The organism is Leptolyngbya sp. NIES-2104 (assembly GCF_001485215.1).
In the GTDB taxonomy this organism is placed as follows: Bacteria; Cyanobacteriota; Cyanobacteriia; order Leptolyngbyales; family Leptolyngbyaceae; genus Leptolyngbya.
The window spans coordinates 743,648-763,818 of sequence record NZ_BBWW01000001.1 but is presented as its reverse complement, the minus strand read 5'-3'; the positions used below and the strand labels follow the sequence as shown (position 1 = coordinate 763,818).

Below are 20,171 nucleotides of genomic sequence, written 5' to 3'. Positions count from 1 at the left end.
GATAATCGATCGCCATCAACTCAGATACAATTCAGTTCTACAACTTGGGCATTGAAGCTGAGTGTGCAAACACAGCGGCTTGAGTCCGATCGCGCAAATTCAACTGACTTAAAATGCGCGTGACATGGTTCTTCACAGTCTTCTCAGCAATGCAGAGAATTTCTGCAATTTCTCGATTGCTCGCGCCTGTCGCAATTAGGCTCAGAACTTTACGTTCCCGCTCTGTTAAGGATGCTAACGCCTCGCTCTGAGGCAGCGAGGTTCGTGTCGGTGGCTCATAAGACATCACTTTTTTCATCAGTCCCGGTGCAAGCTGGGTATAGCCCTTGTAGGCAGCCCGTAGAGCATTGGCTAAATCTTCAGCAGGAGCATCTTTGAGCAAATAGCCGATCGCGCCGTATTGGATGGCTTGTGCAACATAAGCATCATCGTCAAAGGTAGTGAAGATCACAATCTTGGCATTAGGATTAGCACTGCAAATGATTTTCGTTGCAGTAACACCGTCCATGATTGGCATTCGCACATCCATCAAAATTAAATCGGGTTGCAGTTGTTGGGCTTGATCCACCGCAGAGTGTCCATTCTCTGCTTCACCCACGACTTGCAAATCTGCCTGTGACTCTAGCAAGCGTTTGAGTCCTTGACGCAAAATGGTTTGGTCTTCAACGAGGAGAAGGCGAATCATAACAATCCTTCAGGTAATGGGAACACTGCACACACTTTGCAGCCTGCTCCCGGTTGTGTCACGATTTGAAGAATTCCGCCCAAGCTTTCGGCGCGTTCCTGCATTCCGCGTAAACCGAATCCAGTTGCGTTCTGCTCAATTTGGAACCCTTTACCATTATCCTCAATTTGAACAGAAAGATCAAAGCTTTTTGCAGTTGGCGCATGCTGAAGGTGAATCTTGACTTGAGTTGCCTCGCTGTACTTTTGAATGTTCGTCAAGGCTTCTTCAACAATGCGGTAAACTGCGACCTGAATACGATCGGGTAACAGTATTTGTACAGAAGAAGTAACCTCCGGCTGAATACCCGTTGATCGATCGAAGTCTTGAGTAAGCGCGATAATTGCCTCAAGTAGGGATTGCCCCTGAAGCGGATCAGAGCGGAGAAGCGCGATCGATTGGCGCAGTTCGGTTAAGGCACTTGAGCAGATTTGGCGACTTTGATCCAGAAAGCTTTTTGCTTCGGTTGGATCAGACTGAAGCGAGAGTGCAGCGTTTTGTAGCAAAACATTCTGTGTGGTTAAGAGATGTCCAAGTGAATCATGAATTTCACGTGCAATACGGGTTCGCTCCTGCAAGGTCGCTTGGTCTTCAATTTGAACGGAATATTGATAAAGTTGTTCATGTGCTTCAGCCAATTTGCGTCGTCCCGCTCGTTCATTCATAAGCGAAGTCACTGACAGTGAGACAAACACCACAATTAGCCCAAACGAAAGAAAACTGTCGGTTATATAGTGTAGACACGAATCCTGAACAAGCGAGAGGAAATTTTGAACTTGTTCCTTACTGAATTCATAGTTCAACCGAGCGCCGCCGTTGGGCAGATAAGTAACTCCAGGAATCGGCTCATCTTGAAGGAACAATCGCAGCAGACCAGGAAACGAGATCAGCCAAACCCCCAGCAAAATAGGCGTGATCGCTAAGGGGTAGACCAGCCACAACAGGCTTGCCATCATCCATCTTCCGCGTCGCTGAAATATGAGACAACTGCGAATCAACATCACGAGTAGCAGTGGTGAAAGAACATTATCCCATCCTTGATTGAGTCCAAGCATTGCAAGTAAACTCAGCGCGATTGAGGTATAAATCCACTTTCCCACTCGCGTGATTGGCAGTCTTAATCCCATCAATCCGAAGGCGAGTATGAGACTTGCCATCACGAAATAGTTTGTTTCACCCCCCAGCACGGGATGTTTCCAGAGCGGAAACCCAACGGCTTTAAATGCGGACAGCCCTAACAAAATCCACTCTAAATAAAGCAATAAGCGAAAAGGATGAGGTTGCAAGTGCAGCCAAGTTGCTGAGGGTTGTTTAAGCATTGATTATGCAAAATGTAGAATTGATCTTTTGTATCACATTGCTCAAAGCCTACGCTTGGGACTTTAGTCCTTTCTTGCTAAACGTTAGGACTCTAGACCTAGATCAAAGTCAGGACTTGCGCCTCATGTGATTACCCCTTACTAACTCGTAGATTTGAAGAGTCTTCAAGCGCAGCGTTAGCCGCGATTTGTAAAATCACTCAATTTGGAGAAGTGAAGAATGGGTCGAATTATTCTTGCGTTGATATCTGGAACATTTTTCGCAGTATTGGGAACTGGAATCGGCTTTGCAGGTGGATACCTGGGCGGTTTTTTTGTGAGTGTTCATCAGAGTTCTGCAATAGAAGCCTGTGCAGCGATCGATGCTGCGGCAAATCAAAAACTAATCACTCCTGCACAAGCCGAGAAAATTGGGACTGTCATGGTCAAAGAAGCTGCGAAGGATCAGAATGCAGATCAGATCAAAGCATGGCTTGAATTTGACACACCGAATGCTGGAGAAGCTTGTAAACAGCTTCGTAAAGGCATTAATCGAGCTTAGTTGATTCTCTTTTAACAGGTAGGACACCTCTTATGAAAACGATCGTAGTAGTTTTTCTTTCCGGGCTGGTTGGATTGTTCATTGGGGGTAGGTTAGGCTATGTTCCAGGCAGTTCGAGTGGCAAAACGGCGGGTGCCCTGAAAGGCATTTGTGAAGTGGTAGATACTGCCGTAACCGCCAAAGTTTTACCTCTTAATCAGGCTGAAAAATTCGGTTCAACGCAAGTTCAAACAATCAAAGTGAGTGCTCAAGACGCACAGGATTATCTCGATTTCAATACTAGAGAGGGTGATGTCTGTCGTCGAATTGTTAATGGCATCGTTCAATCTACAAAATAAAAATTCTCTCAGATTCTCAAGGTATTCTTATGAAGTTTAGATCTCTTGAACTTAATCGCACAGTTCTATTACTTGGCTTTGTGCCGTTCTTTCGCAAAGAACTTCAGGAATGGAAACGCAAAAAGAGCGCGATCGCTGTTCTCATTCTCGCTCCTTTGATGTTCAGCATTGGCGCTGTTCTGCTTGTTAAAATGTTCGGTCAAGGATCATTAAACATCACTTCAGAGGTGGCGAGTGGGGAGCATCTTGTTTTTGCAGGAACTGCTTTCTCTACAACTCAGCTTTGGGTTTATGCTGTAACGATTCTGCTCTCGATCGGACTGATTCCGAAAGAGCAAGACGCTGGAACATTGGCATGGAACTTGACAAAGCCGCTTTCTCGTCCTGCATTGCTGTTGGCGAAGTGGTTAGTGAACACCGTTGCGATTTGGTTGATTGCAGTTGTTTTAGCAAATTCAATAGCATTGTTTGTCGCTGCGATCGGGCTTGGATTCGCTCCATTTTCTATGTCTATTGTTTTGTTAATAAATGTGCTTGCACTATTGCCAATTGGGTTTTGGGTGTTGTTTTGTTTGCTGTTTGGATTGCTGTTAAAAGATCAAGCCGCGATCGGCGCGTGTGCTGTATTTCTGATTGCGGTTGGAATCGGTATCTTAAGTTTTGAAATCGCTGGAAATCAGCCACTTTTTACCGCGATCGCGCCTTACTATCCAACCAACGCAATTGAAGGATTTATCACACCCGAAGGCTCGTTTAACCTGACCAAATTCCTAATTTACCTAGCTTACATGACTGTAATGACGATTACAGCGGGTTGGGTATTCGATCGCAAAGAGTTCTCTTCATAAATTTCAAAACCATGTCTAACGCAATTTCAATTCGGAACCTCACGAAGCAATACGGTAAGCTAACTGTCCTTAAAGATCTCAGCTTGGAAGTGCCGCACGGTTCAATCTTTGGATTTCTCGGGCCCAATGGTGCTGGAAAAACAACCACGATCCAAATTCTAGCGGGTCTGAGTCGAGCGACAAGCGGCAGTGCCAGCATCAACGGGGTTCCAGTGACATCAGCAGGATTACATCGTCGTCACCTCGGTTACATTGCTCAACAGCCAAGATTCTATGGCTGGATGACGGGTCGAGAAGTGCTAGAGTATGCAGCGAGTTTTCATCCAGAAAAAGCCTCAAAACATCGCATTGATCATTTACTCGAACGAGTTGGAATTGCTCACGCGAGGGATCGGGCTTGTCGAACCTATTCAGGCGGAATGCGGCAACGATTGGGAATTGCTCAGGCGTTGATCGGTCAACCCGCAGTCTTGATCCTGGATGAGCCTGTATCAGCGATGGACGCGATCGGACGTGCAGAAGTGCTAGAACTGATGCGCGATTTGCGCGGGGAAACAACCGTTTTCTACTCCACGCACATTCTCGAAGATGTTCAGCGCTTAAGTGATTTTGTTGCAATCCTCAATCAAGGACAACTCATCGCGACTGCACCCACTGAGCAACTTTTAAACAGCTTTAATCGCGGCAGTCTGCGCGTGACGTTTTCAGAGACAAATTCTCAAGTAGCGGCAGCACTGCGACGAATTCCCCATGTCATTGATTGCTCATTGATTGAACAAACCGAAAATCGAGCGGTCTATACCGTGCAGGCAGAAGAAAACGCAGTTCCACAGATTCAACGCGCCATTACTCACTTGGCATCCGATCGCGATTTGACACTGATTACCAACGAATTAATTAAGCTGGATCTTGAAACGGTGTTTTTACAGTTAGTTGACGCACACCGTAACAGTCCTCAATTCGCTTGACAGATTGATTCACGAATCATCATTCAGTCTCTGGATAGGTTAGTCGCTCTGTGATTTTTGTTCTCAAAGTAGTATCACTCTAGGATTAATTAGGACACTTCTCATGAAATCGATTCAAGAATTCTCGGCGTTTAAGGTCAATGGCTTTCTGACATTGGCAATCGGAGGAGTGATCGCGGGAGTTGCAATCTGGCGCATTGAAGGATTGCTTGAGCCGTTGCAGGCTCTAACTGCTAGACTGAATAACCTGAACAGTTCTCTCAGCGTTCCAGAAGTCATTTCTTGGATTGTCGTTGGTTTATTGATTCTCGTGATTCCCTCAATTTCGGGATTCTTTACACTTGAGCCGAACGAAGCAGTGGTTTTGACCTTCTTCGGAAGCTATGTTGGCAGTGTCCGAGAAGCTGGATTTTGGTGGACAAATCCATTTGTTGGGATGCGAAAAGTATCGCTTCGCATTCGCAACTTTGATAGCAAAATTTTGAAAGTCAACGAAGCGCAGGGTAGCCCGATCGAGATTTCTGCCGTAGTTGTGTGGCAGGTTCAAGATTCTGCCCAATCTCGCTTTGCGGTGGACAACTATGAGCAGTTTGTAGCAACCCAAAGCGAAGCTGCAATCCGATCGCTTGCCCTGCGTTATCCTTACGATGCTGAGACTGCAACCCCTTCTCTACGCGGCGCTCCTGACGAAATTATGCAGGCACTACGCGAGGAATTACAGGCACGACTCACGATCGCAGGCGTTGAAGTATTGGAGGCGCGTTTGTCGCATCTTGCTTATGCGCCAGAAGTGGCTCAAGTTATGCTGCGACGGCAACAAGCACAGGCAATTATTGATGCGCGTCGCCAGATTGTTGAAGGTGCAGTTGGAATGGTTGACGAAGCTTTAAAACGATTGAGTGAGGAGCAAATTGTGAATCTAGACGAAGAGCGCAAAGCCATGATGGTGAACAATTTGCTGGTTGTTTTAACCTCGGATCAAAATATTCAGCCTGTGCTGAACACCGGAATACCGTACGCCTGAGTCAGAAGAAGCGCTTTCTACTGCGACTCGATTCAAAAGAGTCTAGCTCTACCAATTGCGGAAGCATGAGGCAACTAGTAGTCAAACGCATTGATTTTGCGGGGTAGGGAGTAGGGAGTGGGGAGAATCCTCATTCAGATTGCTCCCCACCTCCCCACTCCCCACCTTCCCATCAGATTTAACTGGTGAACTACTAGCTCAGGTGAAGCGACAGAAACTCCGCGCTCAATGAAGTAGCGCGGAGTAGTTCATCTCTAAGCTGCGTTGAAGGGCATTGCGTAATAGGAGTATGAATTCAAGTCAGCATGGCTTGGGCTTTCGGACAATTGAACGAGTGACCAAAGTCCATCATCCTCAAATTTCGGGGTGTGCCTGTGCCAACCTGATTCATACTCTCATTCAGCAACGCCGAGTTTTTTGGTAGTGCAAATGCGATCGTGATTCTTGAGGCTGTAGCTAGTTCCAATTAAATTTTGACTTTTGTGCCGTCAAACTTCGTGAAGGTAAAGCCCTCAAATTTCTCCCGAAAGGTTCGCTTTTCATCTCTTAGAATGCTAATCGCGATCGCTTCTCCTTGGACTAGAGATGCCGCCGTATCGCTCCGCCAGTGAATTCCAGCCGCCGATCGCCCTTGTCCAAGGTTGGTTGCTAATTTGTTCAGTTCCCCACCGACCGTCAGCGGTTCGCCCTTGTACGGAATTAGCTTTGTGGGATCATTCGGATCAAGCATAACAGGATTAGGAATAACAAAATTCTCATCAAACAATGCTTTGAGAATTGTCACGCTCGCCCCTGCGATCGCAGCCACGCCTCCAGTGTAAGAAGAATAGAATGGTGAGCCGCTTGGATAAGCTTGGGGCAACAGACAGGTCTTGTTGGCGCTGAATAAACGATCGACTGCTTCTGAACTAAAGACATCTTTATGCAGTGGGTAGTTCGTCTGATTGACGCGATTTTGATGAATTAGTCCTGCATAAGCTTCGGGTCGGAGGCGACGATGCACGTAGTACTTCTGCCAGTAAGCTGCTCGAACCGTGTAAGGTGCGATCGCGGCAACTAAAGCTCGACTATATGCCGCTCCAAAGGTTGCAGCGCCGCCTGATTGAGTTTTTGACTGGTTATAAGGATTACTCGGATTGTAGGGCGCACCGATGCCGCCACTGAACGGATCAGATGGGTCAGGCTTTGTGAGAAGAATCCAGGCGGCATTGATGTAAACTGGAGGAGTCGTATTGACCACTTGGGCTAAGTCGCGCTGATTCAAGAGATAGCGACGAGCAGAATCGAACTTGATTTTGCGGTCAGTTGAGCCACCGTTTTGAATCGATAGCCATTCATCATAATCAACGAGAAAGCTATTTTCACCCGTTGCAGCAGGAATTCGATTCTGTTGCACAATGTATTGTGTTCCCAGTGGAACACTTAATAGCAAGAACTGAGAAATATAAGGACCAACATTAACTCCAGGTGGGCTAGTTGTGCTAGTCCCTTTTGCAGAAAGATAGTTCGCGCTACCTCGAAGTAGCGTTTGAGGAGTAATCCGATCTTTTTCCTTCGGACCTCGATAGGCTGAAAGCTGGTTTAGCTCTTTAACGGCAGCAAGAATCAGCGGATGATTCGTATCATTTTGATACTCGCTAAACGGAACATCCTTCAACAAGGCTTGCCAAGCAAGTTCAATATATTCAACAGCTTGTTCTGCACTATCGAGTGTGGCAGGCGCTGGAACTGGAATCTGACTCACGTTTAATCCGGTTAAGCTGACTGCTAACGGACCTAATGGCTGCGATAGCTTTTGTTTGCCGCCCAGTACGATCGCTTCAAAGTCATCAGGGTTGCCGGACTTCAGCGCATTGATGTAAGTACGATAAGCGTTTAGATCAACTTCGCCGCGTTGATTGTGTGGCAATCCTCTTGTATCACTCGCGATCTTATTGGCATATTTCGCTTCGTCACCATTCGTCGGATGCTCAGGCATCTCGCTGCGAATGGCTTTAGCACACATGACTCGAACTTGGTAAGCTTTGGATGCTAAACCCTTGCTTGCCTGGGACGCAGGAACTTGAGCGATGGCTGCTCCTGCTTGAATTTTGCTAAGCGATCCCGTTACAGCAGTAGAGGCAGTGAATAAACTCACTCCCCTCAAAAATTCTCGTCGTTTCACTTGGCGAAATACAGATTTGCCGCTATCCATTTTCATTAATGCCTCAACTCTCTTTGGAAAATCTCGAAAAATTCATCTTGTGCAGATGTTCTGCGGAAAGCAGTAAGTTTCATTCTGGATCAGCTCCCAACTTTGAGCATTGACTCAACTTAAGCTGTAATTTGGGCACGATGAAACAGATTGTTAAGTCAGTTACTTCAAGCTTAACTGAAGGTTGACCGCGTTCAGGCTGGTTGAGCGCAGTAATTTACCGTCCGTCGTCATGATCCCGCTACCAAAAACATGTTCGACTTTAGAGGATGTTTGAAAAGTAATCGTTGTTGCCGTAACCCGCCCTGAAATGAATTTCGGGCTAATCGGCGCAAGTCCATTGAAATGGACTAAGAACTTGAAACTAGCTCCCAGTCTACTTCAGTAGACTTTCCACGGTTAGCCCGAAATTCATTTCAGGGCGGGAGTCAAACGAGAGCGAAGAGACTTTTTATACTTTTCAAACACCCTCTTAGGCTGATTCGCCGAATTCCCGCTAATTGGCAAGACTCTGTGTTGTATGTGGCATTGGAAGTTAAGCACCGTGCCGATTGGTGTTACGGTTGGTGCCTAACCTAAATCAAGTTAGAAGTTTAACGATCAACCGCCAAAACACCATCTTGATTACTAATTTTGTCATTAAGAATAATAGCAGTGGATCGCCAGCCTCCTCTACCGTTTCCACATTGAGCAAGCAACTTCTCGCCATTGACGAAACTAATCGCGCGACAAGAACTGGTGAAACCACCACCGCCCCATGCTAAAACACCATTGCGGTTGGCAATGTGATCTGAAATTCTCAATCGAGATCGAGTCACCGCACCATCTGTCTGTGCACAAACTGCTGTCAACCAAGCACCGCCCTCCTGTAGCATTGCACTTCGGCATGAGCTTTTAAAACCACCTGCTAGTGCAGTATCAGGTTTGATAAAAGGAGCAGCCAAGAGCACAAAAGACAAAACAGCAATACTTTTCAGAGGGGTCTTTAAGTTTCTCAACATGGTGGAATACCTTTGTATGTGAGCATGAACGAAGGAACTGTTGGTTCCATCTATACTATTAGTGGGTAGCTAGAACAGCAACTTATGCAAAAATTATTCAGGAATAAAAGATTGTTTGAGCAATGCTAGACTACTGCAAAGACATCTCCCGAAGCCAGATTTTCGAGGTCTTTATTCTTTCCGAATCCATTTGATCGTTCAAGTTCTACGCGATCGAGGGAACTGCAAGGATTATGAATTTAGCAATCTATTCATTCAAGGATAACTGAGCGTTCTTGATGTCAGATTGAGCCAATACTGCATCCTCTAAACGCCTTACGCCTTCTGATAGAAAGTTAGTGGCAGCACGATCGCTCTCATCACGATCGACATCAGCAGGAGGTGCAAATACAATCGTTAGGGAAATGCGATCGCCCAAAGTCGAAACCCCAACGATTCGTTCTGGAGGATCGCCAGACAAAACAGCGGGGGCATAAAGGGCTTCAATCCGAATCTTGTCGTACTGCTGTGGGATCTTAATCAGACCAAGATTTGTCACTACTAGTTGAAACGCAGCTTGCTTGAGAATTTCAGCCAACGCAACGGGGTCTGGTAAGTTTGCCAATGTTGCTTGCCGAGTTTTGGAATCCTCGACCAATTGTTGAGCAACATCGGTTTGCAAAATTTGGGATTTGACCGATCGAGCCACATCCCAAAATACAGAATTTGGCTCAAGGGAATGAGTCGTCATACAACTATTGACATAAAGCCCAACCGCATCAGGCATGGGTAAGGAGAGATGCGATCGCACATTCACCGGATGCACACAGTTTACTGGATCACTTAATCGAAAGGGTTGTTGCGTCAAGGCAAGCAAAAACGCTGCACTAATCGCACCGTGAACCGTCGTCTGCTCAGCTCGGCTGCGCTCAAGCAGTTGCTGCGTTAGTTCGGCAGAGAGCATCGCACTGCGAATATGGGGTTGGGAACGACGGGAAATCGTGGTTGAATAATGGGAACCTTCACCCATCACTTCTGGAGCAGGTGCAAGCTGAGGAAATGCTTCCTCTAATGATAGCGATGTAGACAGGTCTAGCGGCTCAAAAGTTTTGCCTTCTAGCGCTTGCACAATATCTCGCAGTAGGTAAATGTTAGACAATGAATCTGAGATCGAGTGATAACAAACAAGCATCAGTTCAGATACGTCTCCCGCTTGCAAAACCACGATCCGCAACAGGGACGCAACTTGCCAATCGAAAGAGTACGTCATCTCCTGTTCGAGTTCTCGTTGCCAGTGCTGGTCATCGGTTCTTGCCACCCACCGCACTGGAATTTCGCCCTCAGTTTCGACAAACTTCGGTCGTCCGATCTCATCGGTGGCGATACAAACTCGAAGCATTGGATGGCGGTGCTGAACCTGCTGAAGTGCGATCGCGAGTTGGTTCGGACTAAACTGCCCTTGCAGTTTCGCGACGATCGCAAACTGCAAGGGATGGGTCTGATCCCAGAGCCAAAACCAATGTTCAAACGCACCTAAATATCGTTCCATGAAAGACTCCTGATAAGGCGAGGCTAGATGATTTTCTAACTGTTCAATAGATGGGTGCTTCCATGTAGGATTTATGCAGGCATTGCGTAAATTTCTATCTTTTCAAAGATTCGGAACTGATTCAGGAGAATGGTTTGAACTTGCGGTTACGCACGGAGTTGCGCAGAGCGCTAAACGCGGGCATTGCATAATTGAGCTACCGCAACACCCACTAGAGCAGTAACAGATACACTCTCTAGCATGAAGAAAATCTACAATGTCAACAGAAATATCAACAAGACCTTTCCAGAAATCTACAAGCGTTACTGATTCTGGCTTTGAGAGCGATCCTCACCAGGATAGTTACCGAGCGCAATCTTGCGGGTCTGCGGCAGTTTCTATCAGCAATGAACTATCAAGATTGAGGGCTTACATCAGCATCACCTCCAGTTTTTCTACTGCTTAAACGGGCAGTTCAATCGCACCTAATCGCAGTCGAACTAGCCCACAAATGGCGCTTGTTCACCTCTAAATAATTATCTTTTCTCAATCGCACAACCTCTTTGGCAGCCCGGAAGATTTTGAGATGCCGCATCAGATGTTCATTCGATGGTGAGCGGTAAAAATTCCGTTCTACCATCTTTTTCTGCCTAATTTAATTTTTGAATACGTCTATCGAGAGTAGATCATTGCTGGAGGCGGATTTTTTAGATCTGATCATCGGCACAGAGCCAATTAGCCGGATAGATGCTGTTAACCCATTGTTTATGTAGTGCATAACTGATTGCTAAACGAACCCACTGAACTAGGTAGAGCGAAATTTATTGAGGAGATAAATGAAGTCATTATTCGCACCACTGTTTACAACAAATGCTCAATCCGCAAATTTGATTGATCTGCAAGAAGGTTGGTCATTCAAGATTGATGATTATGCGATCGTCACCTAAGGACTCAATTCTATGAAAAATAAACGAATGGAGTGGTTCCAAAGCCTGTCTAATTCTGGTCGAAATTTGAACGGGTTAAAAGGAGTTGCGGTAGCTTTTCTCTTGCTGACAGTCATGACCATTTTTATGGCATCAGCACAATTGCCTGCACAATTGCCTGCACAACTCTCTAAATCGAACCCTCAAACAAAAACTCAAACTAAGCTGCGAGAAGGATGGGCATTTACGATCGAGAACTACCCAATCGAACATCAAGGAAAAGCCATTGCCGATATTAAGGTCAGCTATGACTACGTAGATGGGATTGGCGTTCCCGATCCGAGCAAGTATCCTGACTTTGTGCCGATTAGTAACTTTATCAAGAACTTCATTGTCAAATATCCTAATGAAAAGGACTTCTGGGAAATTCTCAACAAAAATCTCGTCACTGCTCTACTCACGCAACCTATTCCGACTCCTTATGGGGTGCAGTATAAGCTCAATGAACTGCTGAATTCAATCACCATTCGGCTCGATGTCCGGTCCGGAGCCGCAGACGTTAAGATGTCCCGCTCTAGTATTGTGACAGGTTTCTCCAGAGATCTCAAATGATGCGGGTTCTTCTATTGACTCTCTTTTGGCAATGTAGTGTTTCTTCAGGTCTGATGAAGGGTGTTTTAGCAATTGAGCATTCCCTTCATCAACCTTAGTTACGCTTAAGTATTCTGAGCGATCGGGCGAACGATGATTTCATTAACACGCTGCGTCCAGCATCAGGCATTGCAGGAGCAATGCCTCTAATTCAACTCGAATTGAAGAACTGATTCCGGTTGCTTAGAGATTCAGCAGGCTGATGAATTGGCGTTTCTCGGTCTTTTAGCGATCTGCCTGATCGCGCAGCTATCACCATTTGGATTACAGCAGAAATTGCACCATTGCTCACCTTCTATTTCAACAACATGGCAGCGATGAATGCAGAGAAATGGTTGGAATTCTTGCTGAAGCTGATTCGTGCAGAGAGTCTAGCGTAAAACCCCTGTTGTATTGAGGCGAAGATCGCCCGAACAAATTCCGAGGTTGTCTCATAGGCTGTCTGTTATGCCTGATTAGATAGAGGCATCTATGCCTTAATATGTTGCGGCAGATCTATTAAGCGGAAGAAGCATAGTCATGGAAAGAGAGTTAGGTGCCTTTGAACATTTATATTGGCTCTACAACCAGTTTCATCCGCTGGATTTTGCCACCGTTGCCAGACTGGAAGAACAACTCAGCGTCGATCAACTTAGGGTAGCGCTCAGGCAAGTTCAGCAGCGTCACCCGTTGCTTCGAGTTCGCATCGAAACCGACGCAATGGGATATCCCAGATTTGTTGAAACTGATGCCGAAATTCCGATTCGACAGGTTGCGAAAGCAGAAGACCAGCAGTGGCAACAAGAAGTCGCAGACGAACTGTCCCGCTCACTAGATTGGCAAATTGCACCTCTGATCCGGGTTGTGCTGCTGCAATCGGAGATTGAATCAGACCTAATCTTGGTTTGCCATCATGCGATCGCGGATGGACTCTCGGCTGTTTATCTGATTCAAGATATTATTCAAGGGATGTCAGGCAAACAATTTAAACGATCAGACCTATCTGCGGCAGCGTCGCTCGAATCCGCACTTCCGGGCAGCGAACCCTATCCAGACAAAATCCCGAAGCCGATCGATTATGTTCCACCCCAGGCTCATTGTTCTCGCCCCCACATTCGCCCCGTTGTCCTCTCGACTAACCTCACTCAGCAACTCATTCAACGCAGTCGAGCCGAGCAGACAACGGTTCATGGTGCGATCAGCGCTGCCTTTTTGCTTGCACTTGCCCCGCAAGTTGGGAATCCAATCCGATGTCTCCATCCAGTCAATGTGCGATCGCACCTATCTTTACCAATGTCCGATGGCGTTGGGCTTTACTTCTGCTTTTGTGTGACCTCTCATTCCCTTCAAGCAGGTTCTGAGTTTTGGGAGATTGCGCGATCGGTCAAGTCTCAACTTTCTCAAATCGACATTGCCCAGCAACTGACCGAGGAACGCCAACTTCGACAGCCGATGATATCACATCTTACCGATGCCGCTGCTTTTATGGCAGATATGCAATCGCAATATCCTTCTCATCTAACAGTCACCAATCTGGGTCGCGTTGATATCGCTCAACAGTACGGCAATATTCGGATTGCAGCGCTCTATGCTCCGGTTGCCATGCCCGGTGTGGACGAAGGGTTGACCCTTGGTGTCGCAACCTTGGGGAATCGTCTCGCCCTCACGCTGGTCTCTAACTCTCAAATGGATGGAAGCGATCAAACGGCGACTGCCTTGTTATCTAAAGGCGTGAAGCATTTAGAACAGGCAGTGGAGTAGCCTCGAATGATTCAGCCCGCGATCGAGTCTCCTGCAAACTTTCTGCATCATCACATTCCAAACGCACCCACTTAATCTTTACCAACCATCATAGTTTCACTAGAAAAGAGAGGAACCAAAATGGCTTACAAATTTATTACTTACTTTAGCAACTGGGCACAGTACCGCAAAGAAGGGAAATTCTTACCTGAGCAAATTGACCCCTCGCTATTTACACACATTAACTTTGCCTTTGGAATGCTCGGCTTTGTCAGTTGGAGCGTCGATCCAGCACCAGAGCGAACCGGAGAACAACGCTATACCGGAGACTATACCGTTCAACCCGTAGAATGGAATGACGAAAAAGAGTTGTTTCCAGCGTTGCAGGCTTTGAAGCAGAAAAACCCCAATCTCAAAACGCTACTCTCAATTGGTGGCTGGAGTTTTAACACTTGCGATGATACGCCTGAGTCAGCCGGGACAAAATATCCCTACGGTCCCTTTACCTGCCAATTATTCAGCAAAATGGCAGCCGATCCGGGTGGTAGAACGCAGTTTATTAAATCTGCGATCGACTATGCTAAGAAGCACGGCTTTGACGGGATTGATCTCGACTGGGAATATCCCGGCGACTCTAAACGAGGGGGGCAAGATGCTGATTATGATAATTACTTAGCACTGCTGCGAGAGTTCCGCCAAACTGCTGGGCAAGGTTTTCTGATCACGATCGCTTCTTCTGCGGTACCCAAAGGCAGCAAAACGGGCGATTCATTCTTTCAATGGATGCGAGAGTGCGGTGAATATTTAGATTGGTTCAACGTCATGTCCTACGACTATCACGGGGCTTTTGACGATCCCAAAACAGTGGGAACAGGAGCCAACGCTCCCCTCCTGGAAGATTCCGTACCCGATGGTACTTTTGACATCAAAGATACGGTGGAATCTTACCTGAAGGCGAATATTCCCAAAGAAAAGATTGTGCTGGGGTTGCCGACCTACGGACGGAGTTATGTTGTTGAAAACCCTACTGATGGCTTTGGACAACCCTTTAGTGGACCGGGACCCGCAGGACCTGGAACACTCACGCCTGGTATCCTCTCTTACTTTGAGATCCTTGAGAAAATTGATAGTGGCGAACTCGACGTACTGAGGTGGGACGATCCTACTTTAACTCCCTACGCCTACAGTACTAAGACTGGACTCTGGGTGACTTATGACGACGAGAAATCACTCGGTTATAAGGTCAGCTATTTGATCGAAAAGGAGTTGGGAGGTGCAATGGCATGGGCAGTTGATTTAGACAAGTTTTAACGATCGCCTTGTTACACCTGTAAAGACTGAAGCTTGAGTAATTGAAGACTGTTCCGTTCGAGCTGTCATAGCCCGAAATCAGTTGCTCACAACATTGATTCAATTCGGCGTTTCGTACATCACAACAAGCCTAGTTCACGGAGAAAAAATCATGGCTACCAACTTTCCGTTACATCGCGCGATCAAAAAGATTTTAGATGACCCAAACTCAAGACCAGAATTACCAGGACTAGAGCCAGAGAAGCCTAAGGATGCCTTTCCTTGGGACTTGTTTAGTCCTCTGCCCGATGAGTGGATGGGTGCTGCATCTTCAGCAGCTCGTGCTGCATCTTCAGCAGCACCAAGAGCAAGTGTTGAACATACGCAACTGGAAGTTGCCATCTCTAGCTCGCCAGCCCTAGCAGTTTTCCAAGACAAGCTTTACTGCATCCATGAAGGATTTGGCAATGATGGCTGGCTGTGGGTCACGACCTATGATGGCAAGACCTGGTCGAAGGACGTAAGACTAGAGAAGGAGGGAAAAAAACATCTTGGCACAACAGGTGCGCCTGCTCTAGTAGTCTACGACGGCAAGCTTCACTGCATGCGTGAGGGACAGAGTGGCACTGGCGTGTTGTGGCACGCTACCTTTGATGGTGTCTCCTGGTCAAATGACCAGTCAACGGGTCTAGACGGAGGAACATCAAGACGAGGTTTTGCCCCTGCCGCGCTCGCGGTGTATCGAGGGACGCTCTACTGTGTGCATGAAGGAAAGCACGGCAGTAACGAGTTGTTCTATTCCACTTTTGATAAAGCGACAGGGAAGTGGTCTAAACACGAAAGTGTGGGGGCTGGCACCACGGCTGGATGTTCGCTCTTGGTGATGAACGACTACCTCTACTGCCTGCATGAAGGGCACCAGAAACACAAAGACGGCGCTGGCTTGTTGTGGTCCACCCATTTTGACGGCAAAGTATGGTCAGAGGACGAAAAAGTAGAGAAGGCTAGAGGCATTGATGCCAGAGGCATCAGTGCAATGGGTGACGACCTTTATCTTGGCATCACGGGTCCGCCTACGCTCTTTGAATATCGCCCCGACTCCTTCTTCATCATGCATCAAGGCCCGAACGAGGATAATTTGCTCTGGAGTATTGGTAAAAATCGTGAGCATCGAACGGTGGTTCTAGCAGGCACAAATCATGTGGTTGGCTTAGCTTACGCTCCCGCTCTAGCATCGTTTGATAACAGCGACCTGCTGCACCTACTGCATGCCGGAGGGAAGACAGATACGGTTGGCAAGGAGTCGCTTTGGCACGCTTATACCAAGAACCCTTTAATCGTGCCGATTCAAGAGTATGATCTGCGACTGCCCGATGCACGCCCTGGTGCTCCTTACCCTGGACTCGATCGCTATAACCCATCTCTTACCGAACATATACCCTTTATATCCGATGCCTTTCCCGTTGAGATGACGCGCCATCACATTATCCCGGACAACCGACTGAGGGATTTCTGGAACCGAATGCTGGAAACAAACCATATTCATATTGCCGCAGAGGAGTTTCTAGGGGCGCTAGATGAAAACCTAGAGCGCTACGAAATGACCTTGCGCGCAAATGACATCCTCCAACTCAGAGAGTTAATGCTAGGCATTCGGAACGGAACGATTCGTCACAATCCGAACGCCAGACCGGCAGACGGTATTGACAATCTAGCTACTGCCATCCGGTGGTTACCAGGGAATATATTTATCGGGCCAACTGCGGGAAGGGAGCGATTCCGGCGCAGTGATGATCCAGGTGATAGCTTTGAAGAAAATGCCAATACGGTTACAGGCAGAGATTTTGGCGCAGAGTTTATTCATCGAAACGCGAATAACGCGCTTGAGGGCTATATGAGAACCGGTGATACAAATAGTGCACGACGAGCACTGTCTATCCTTGCCAGAATTGCTGCTGTGAGAGTAGAGCCGTATGCGGTCGATCCCCTTGATTGGGGATTCCGTCACAACAGGTATAGGCTACATGAGCGTGGTGATTGATTCTACACGCATGGTTGCCTTTCGTTAGTCATAACTCGGTGCATCTACGATTCATCAACCTTACTCTTCGTTTTGTCTTTAGCCCCATAAATCCTCCACAAGTGAGGGACTTCGGAACCATCTTCTCAAAGTCCCCCAGAATTGGTAGGGCTGATTCATTCTAGTAAAAGGAAACCTTGATAACTCCTAACGGGAGAATCTGGTGATAGAACGCTGGAGGGCAGGCGATTGGTCAGATTTCATCTCCGATGGTGAATTAATCACAGTGGAGCGTGCCATCAAAGAGGTACAGGAGAACACAGAGTATGGGCAAGTTCTCATCCAGATCTACATCAGGGCAATTGAAATGATGCTAGAGGATCTAGCTGCCTAGGAGCTTGGGTCAGAATACTTCATCCATGAAATTTGCCTTAATTATGAATTCATTGTGCCGCAAATTCATGATTAAGGCAAAGACAATCGGTGCATTGCCGCAGTTGTGTCGTTTTAGTGTCAGTGTAAATTGCGGTCATCCGAAGCGCGCATCCGATCGCTGTAATACAGCAATGTCTTCTTCATCCAGAGCAACCGGAATACCGCTCCGAATCAGTTCTGCAAATTCTTCGTTCGGAACCATGATCGTCAGCGTATAGAGGCGACCCTCCCCTTGATTTTCAATCATATGCATTCCAGTTGGCGGCACCAGGATACTGTCTCCCGTGCGAATGTCCATCGTCTTGCCGTCGCAGGTGGCTCTGCCTTCTCCCTTGAGGACAAAAAACATTTCCACTGCGGTTCGATGCCGATTTGGGGGCGTTTTTCCACCCACATCAAAAATCTCAATGCAGTAGGTCAAAGACAGAGGGCTGGTCTGCGGATCAAAGACGATTGCTAATCGATTCGTTGCCTCTGGACTAATGCGATAGGCTTGATACTGATTCGGCGTTCTAAATAATGGAACGACGCACTTCTTTGTAGCAGTGTTCATTGCGGTTTCTTCCTTTAGGATTGAGCGAGAACGAAAATTTAATTTCATGCCCTGCTTCCAAGTTAAAAAGAAGAGCGGTTAAAAAATTCCGAACTTTTTCGGGTAAAAGTCTGAAGAAGTTCGGAAAAGGTCGTCTCAATTCGTTTAAGCATTGCTTCGGGGAGTAAATTTCTCAATACTTCGGATTAAGCAAGACTCAGATTACTTGGATAAGATTTACTCGTGTGGCTCTCTCGGTGCTAATCGGTGAAATCGGCGCTTTTTGTCGATGTCTAATCTGAGTTCTTGAGCTATGATACGCCAAAGATAAACAGGCATTGGTGCAGAGAGACTGCACGTACAATTCTAGGAATTAGATTGTACAAGAACGAACCCGATGAATATGTCTAAGCACAAGCAGTCCTAATACCTAACCGTACTCTATCCAAACTAGCTTCAGTCATAAAGTAGAGGTTGCTGATGACTTTACAACAAAACTCATTTTCGGAACAGCCTAATTCAATGTCAAGTGAGGTCGTAACGATTCGCCCTGATGCTGAAATATTAACTCGTCAGCGCTTACCTTACTTTGTTGGCATTTCTAGAAGTACGGTTGGCGCGAAGGGAATTTCGATGAACTTAGTAATCATTCCAGCAGGCGGAACGGCTGAACCACATTTTCACCGCGACTATGAAACCGCGATTTATCTGATTAAAGGGCGGGTCGAAACTCGGTATGGTGAAGGACTCAAACAATCGGTTATCAACGAGGCGGGTGACTTCATCTTTATTCCACCAGGTGTTCCACATCAACCTCACAATCTCAGTGCGACTGAGCCTGCTCATGCACTCGTGGCGCGAAACGATCCGAACGACCAAGAGAATGTTGTTCTCTACGATCCAACTTCAGGCGAGTAAAGCAGATTCTTTACCTAGCAAGAAACTCTTTTTGCACAATCTGAAAGTTGTTTCGCGCTCTGATATTGAGACTATGAAATGCGAGCACGTAATCGTGTAGCGAAGCTACCGCTGTTCCCTTTAAATCCATCCATAGGGGGAATGTTTCGTTCGTGCGTCGCTAATTTTCTTATTTTTTATCCAAAATTGCATAATCGCTCAATCTTTTTACCCACTAATTCAGTAGATCGACACTACGCAGAGACTCTGTGTTGCTATACGAACATTCGCGAAAGGTTCATAATAGTGATGTGTCGTTCGGAGCGCTCGAACCCTCAACCCATTGCAACAAGGATGACTCACAATGGTATTCACTTTGACCGAACTCCAAACATTTTTTCCGCATCAGCTTTGGTTAGAGGTATCCGAACGAACTCAAACTGAAGCTTGGCAAACGGTTAGCGCAGAGCGCAACTCCGAAGGAATCGCTCAACAGTCCTACTCGAATGCTGCTGCCCGCTGGACGGCTTATCTCAATACACTATGCCTGACTCAATTTCTAGCGTGGTTAGAGGTGCATTTTGAGAAGGAAGATTTGTCTTGTCAATTCAGCTTCGATGCTTCGGTTTGGGAAGTTGTGAATGGAACGGCGCTCACCATTGGTCAAACTCGCGTCGTTTTGATTCCTGTGGAGCAGAGTCGTTTCTCTGAAGTGTGCATTCCCCAAGAATGGATCGACATTCCTGATTGGATTCCAGACTATTATTTAGCGGTGCAACTGAACTTAGATGAATGCTGGATGCGAGTGTGTGGATATGCAACGAGGGCGCAAATTCTGAAACGATCGCACTACGATCGCATGACTCAAACCTATGTCTTGAGTGGAAGTGATTTGATTGAAAACTTAGACGTGATGTGGGTCGCTCAAGACACCTGCGCCACTGCAAAACCAGAACTTCAGGCATTGCCGAGTCTATTATCGAATCAGGTTGAATGCTTATTAACAAAACTAAGCGATTCGACTGCACACTCTCCTCGGCTAACCGTGCCTTTCTCAGAATGGGCAGCCATTTTGACCTCGAATCACTATCGTCACTCACTTCATCAGCGCCGAATCAAACAAGATGAACCTGTTGTAGAGTCCGATACACAGATCGCTCTAACATGACTTCGCATCAGAGTTTTCCAAAGTTTCGACTTAGCAAGATGTTTCCGTTTGGCAGTCGATACACACCTT

At 46.8% G+C, this 20,171-nt stretch carries 17 protein-coding genes; 11 read left to right on the top strand and 6 right to left on the bottom strand.

From position 1 onward, the window contains the following. Positions 1 to 37: 37 nt before the first annotated feature. Positions 38 to 685, bottom strand: a complete 648-nt coding sequence (locus tag NIES2104_RS03620; RefSeq protein WP_058995827.1) for a response regulator transcription factor — start codon at positions 683 to 685, stop codon at positions 38 to 40. After that, on the bottom strand, positions 682 to 2,043 hold the full coding sequence (locus NIES2104_RS03615; RefSeq protein ID WP_058995825.1) for a sensor histidine kinase: 1,362 nt from the start codon (positions 2,041 to 2,043) through the stop codon (positions 682 to 684). The genes NIES2104_RS03620 and NIES2104_RS03615 overlap by 4 nt, the downstream gene beginning before the upstream one ends. A 220-nt stretch (positions 2,044 to 2,263) precedes the next feature. Between NIES2104_RS03615 and NIES2104_RS03610 the strand changes: the two genes are divergently transcribed. The 5 genes from NIES2104_RS03610 (at position 2,264) to NIES2104_RS03590 (ending at position 5,762) form a co-directional block, all read left to right on the top strand. Beyond that, entirely contained in the window at positions 2,264 to 2,584 is a 321-nt protein-coding gene (locus tag NIES2104_RS03610) for a hypothetical protein (protein ID WP_058995823.1), read from the top strand. 32 nt (positions 2,585 to 2,616) lie between these two features. Then, positions 2,617 to 2,922, top strand: a complete 306-nt coding sequence (locus NIES2104_RS03605; protein WP_058995821.1) for a hypothetical protein — start codon at positions 2,617 to 2,619, stop codon at positions 2,920 to 2,922. A 29-nt stretch (positions 2,923 to 2,951) separates the two neighbouring features. Further along, on the top strand, positions 2,952 to 3,770 hold the full coding sequence (locus NIES2104_RS03600) for an ABC transporter permease subunit (RefSeq protein ID WP_058995819.1): 819 nt from the start codon (positions 2,952 to 2,954) through the stop codon (positions 3,768 to 3,770). A gap of 11 nt (positions 3,771 to 3,781) precedes the next feature. Then, positions 3,782 to 4,738 (top strand): ABC transporter ATP-binding protein, encoded by a 957-nt coding sequence (locus tag NIES2104_RS03595; RefSeq protein WP_058995817.1) that lies wholly within the window; start codon positions 3,782 to 3,784, stop codon positions 4,736 to 4,738. Positions 4,739 to 4,841: 103 nt separating this feature from the next. Next, positions 4,842 to 5,762, top strand: a complete 921-nt coding sequence (locus NIES2104_RS03590) for an SPFH domain-containing protein (protein WP_058995815.1) — start codon at positions 4,842 to 4,844, stop codon at positions 5,760 to 5,762. Between the two features lie 466 nt (positions 5,763 to 6,228). Here NIES2104_RS03590 and NIES2104_RS03585 read toward each other — a convergent pair whose 3' ends face one another. The 3 genes from NIES2104_RS03585 to NIES2104_RS03575 form a co-directional block, all read right to left on the bottom strand. Continuing rightward, positions 6,229 to 7,962, bottom strand: coding sequence for a vanadium-dependent haloperoxidase (locus NIES2104_RS03585; RefSeq protein WP_058995814.1), 1,734 nt, complete (start codon positions 7,960 to 7,962; stop codon positions 6,229 to 6,231). A gap of 587 nt (positions 7,963 to 8,549) precedes the next feature. After that, entirely contained in the window at positions 8,550 to 8,957 is a 408-nt protein-coding gene (locus NIES2104_RS03580) for a CVNH domain-containing protein (protein ID WP_058995811.1), read from the bottom strand. A 247-nt stretch (positions 8,958 to 9,204) separates the two neighbouring features. Further along, complete coding sequence (locus NIES2104_RS03575; RefSeq protein WP_058995809.1) at positions 9,205 to 10,485, bottom strand: condensation domain-containing protein; 1,281 nt, start codon at positions 10,483 to 10,485, stop codon at positions 9,205 to 9,207. Between the two features lie 938 nt (positions 10,486 to 11,423). On the opposite strand from NIES2104_RS03575, the gene NIES2104_RS03570 reads away from it, so the two are divergent. The 4 genes from NIES2104_RS03570 to NIES2104_RS03555 all read left to right on the top strand — a co-directional run bounded on the left by NIES2104_RS03570 (position 11,424) and on the right by NIES2104_RS03555 (position 17,091). After that, complete coding sequence (locus tag NIES2104_RS03570) at positions 11,424 to 12,002, top strand: hypothetical protein (protein WP_058995807.1); 579 nt, start codon at positions 11,424 to 11,426, stop codon at positions 12,000 to 12,002. A 558-nt stretch (positions 12,003 to 12,560) separates the two neighbouring features. Next, a complete protein-coding gene (locus NIES2104_RS03565) occupies positions 12,561 to 13,781 on the top strand; it encodes a condensation domain-containing protein (RefSeq protein ID WP_058995805.1) in 1,221 nt (406 codons plus the stop codon). Positions 13,782 to 13,901: 120 nt separating this feature from the next. Continuing rightward, entirely contained in the window at positions 13,902 to 15,071 is a 1,170-nt protein-coding gene (locus tag NIES2104_RS03560; protein WP_058995802.1) for a glycosyl hydrolase family 18 protein, read from the top strand. Between the two features lie 151 nt (positions 15,072 to 15,222). Further along, positions 15,223 to 17,091: an exo-alpha-sialidase gene (locus tag NIES2104_RS03555; RefSeq protein WP_058995800.1), complete on the top strand. Its 1,869-nt coding sequence runs from the start codon at positions 15,223 to 15,225 to the stop codon at positions 17,089 to 17,091. Between the two features lie 508 nt (positions 17,092 to 17,599). Here the strand turns inward: NIES2104_RS03555 and NIES2104_RS03550 are convergent. Further along, positions 17,600 to 18,058 carry a cupin domain-containing protein gene (locus tag NIES2104_RS03550; RefSeq protein ID WP_059001544.1) on the bottom strand — a complete coding sequence of 153 codons (459 nt, stop codon included), beginning with the start codon at positions 18,056 to 18,058 and terminating at the stop codon, positions 17,600 to 17,602. A gap of 501 nt (positions 18,059 to 18,559) precedes the next feature. Between NIES2104_RS03550 and NIES2104_RS03545 the strand changes: the two genes are divergently transcribed. Next, positions 18,560 to 18,955 (top strand): cupin domain-containing protein, encoded by a 396-nt coding sequence (locus NIES2104_RS03545; protein ID WP_202815030.1) that lies wholly within the window; start codon positions 18,560 to 18,562, stop codon positions 18,953 to 18,955. Positions 18,956 to 19,298: 343 nt separating this feature from the next. After that, positions 19,299 to 20,102 (top strand): DUF1822 family protein, encoded by an 804-nt coding sequence (locus tag NIES2104_RS03540; protein ID WP_058995795.1) that lies wholly within the window; start codon positions 19,299 to 19,301, stop codon positions 20,100 to 20,102. Positions 20,103 to 20,171: the final 69 nt, after the last annotated feature.

What these genes read in the sequence shown, in the direction of transcription:
- NIES2104_RS03580 (WP_058995811.1), bottom strand. Translation starts at nt 8,957, where the DNA reads ATGTTGAGAAACTTAAAGACCCCTCTGAAAAGTATTGCTGTTTTGTCT.
- NIES2104_RS03600 (WP_058995819.1), top strand. Translation starts at nt 2,952, where the DNA reads ATGAAGTTTAGATCTCTTGAACTTAATCGCACAGTTCTATTACTTGGC.
- NIES2104_RS03590 (WP_058995815.1), top strand. Translation starts at nt 4,842, where the DNA reads ATGAAATCGATTCAAGAATTCTCGGCGTTTAAGGTCAATGGCTTTCTG.
- NIES2104_RS03540 (WP_058995795.1), top strand. Translation starts at nt 19,299, where the DNA reads ATGGTATTCACTTTGACCGAACTCCAAACATTTTTTCCGCATCAGCTT.
- NIES2104_RS03565 (WP_058995805.1), top strand. Translation starts at nt 12,561, where the DNA reads ATGGAAAGAGAGTTAGGTGCCTTTGAACATTTATATTGGCTCTACAAC.
- NIES2104_RS03570 (WP_058995807.1), top strand. Translation starts at nt 11,424, where the DNA reads ATGAAAAATAAACGAATGGAGTGGTTCCAAAGCCTGTCTAATTCTGGT.
- NIES2104_RS03620 (WP_058995827.1), bottom strand. Translation starts at nt 685, where the DNA reads ATGATTCGCCTTCTCCTCGTTGAAGACCAAACCATTTTGCGTCAAGGA.
- NIES2104_RS03560 (WP_058995802.1), top strand. Translation starts at nt 13,902, where the DNA reads ATGGCTTACAAATTTATTACTTACTTTAGCAACTGGGCACAGTACCGC.
- NIES2104_RS03585 (WP_058995814.1), bottom strand. Translation starts at nt 7,962, where the DNA reads ATGAAAATGGATAGCGGCAAATCTGTATTTCGCCAAGTGAAACGACGA.
- NIES2104_RS03555 (WP_058995800.1), top strand. Translation starts at nt 15,223, where the DNA reads ATGGCTACCAACTTTCCGTTACATCGCGCGATCAAAAAGATTTTAGAT.
- NIES2104_RS03615 (WP_058995825.1), bottom strand. Translation starts at nt 2,043, where the DNA reads ATGCTTAAACAACCCTCAGCAACTTGGCTGCACTTGCAACCTCATCCT.
- NIES2104_RS03545 (WP_202815030.1), top strand. Translation starts at nt 18,560, where the DNA reads ATGTCAAGTGAGGTCGTAACGATTCGCCCTGATGCTGAAATATTAACT.
- NIES2104_RS03595 (WP_058995817.1), top strand. Translation starts at nt 3,782, where the DNA reads ATGTCTAACGCAATTTCAATTCGGAACCTCACGAAGCAATACGGTAAG.
- NIES2104_RS03610 (WP_058995823.1), top strand. Translation starts at nt 2,264, where the DNA reads ATGGGTCGAATTATTCTTGCGTTGATATCTGGAACATTTTTCGCAGTA.
- NIES2104_RS03550 (WP_059001544.1), bottom strand. Translation starts at nt 18,058, where the DNA reads ATGAACACTGCTACAAAGAAGTGCGTCGTTCCATTATTTAGAACGCCG.
- NIES2104_RS03575 (WP_058995809.1), bottom strand. Translation starts at nt 10,485, where the DNA reads ATGGAACGATATTTAGGTGCGTTTGAACATTGGTTTTGGCTCTGGGAT.
- NIES2104_RS03605 (WP_058995821.1), top strand. Translation starts at nt 2,617, where the DNA reads ATGAAAACGATCGTAGTAGTTTTTCTTTCCGGGCTGGTTGGATTGTTC.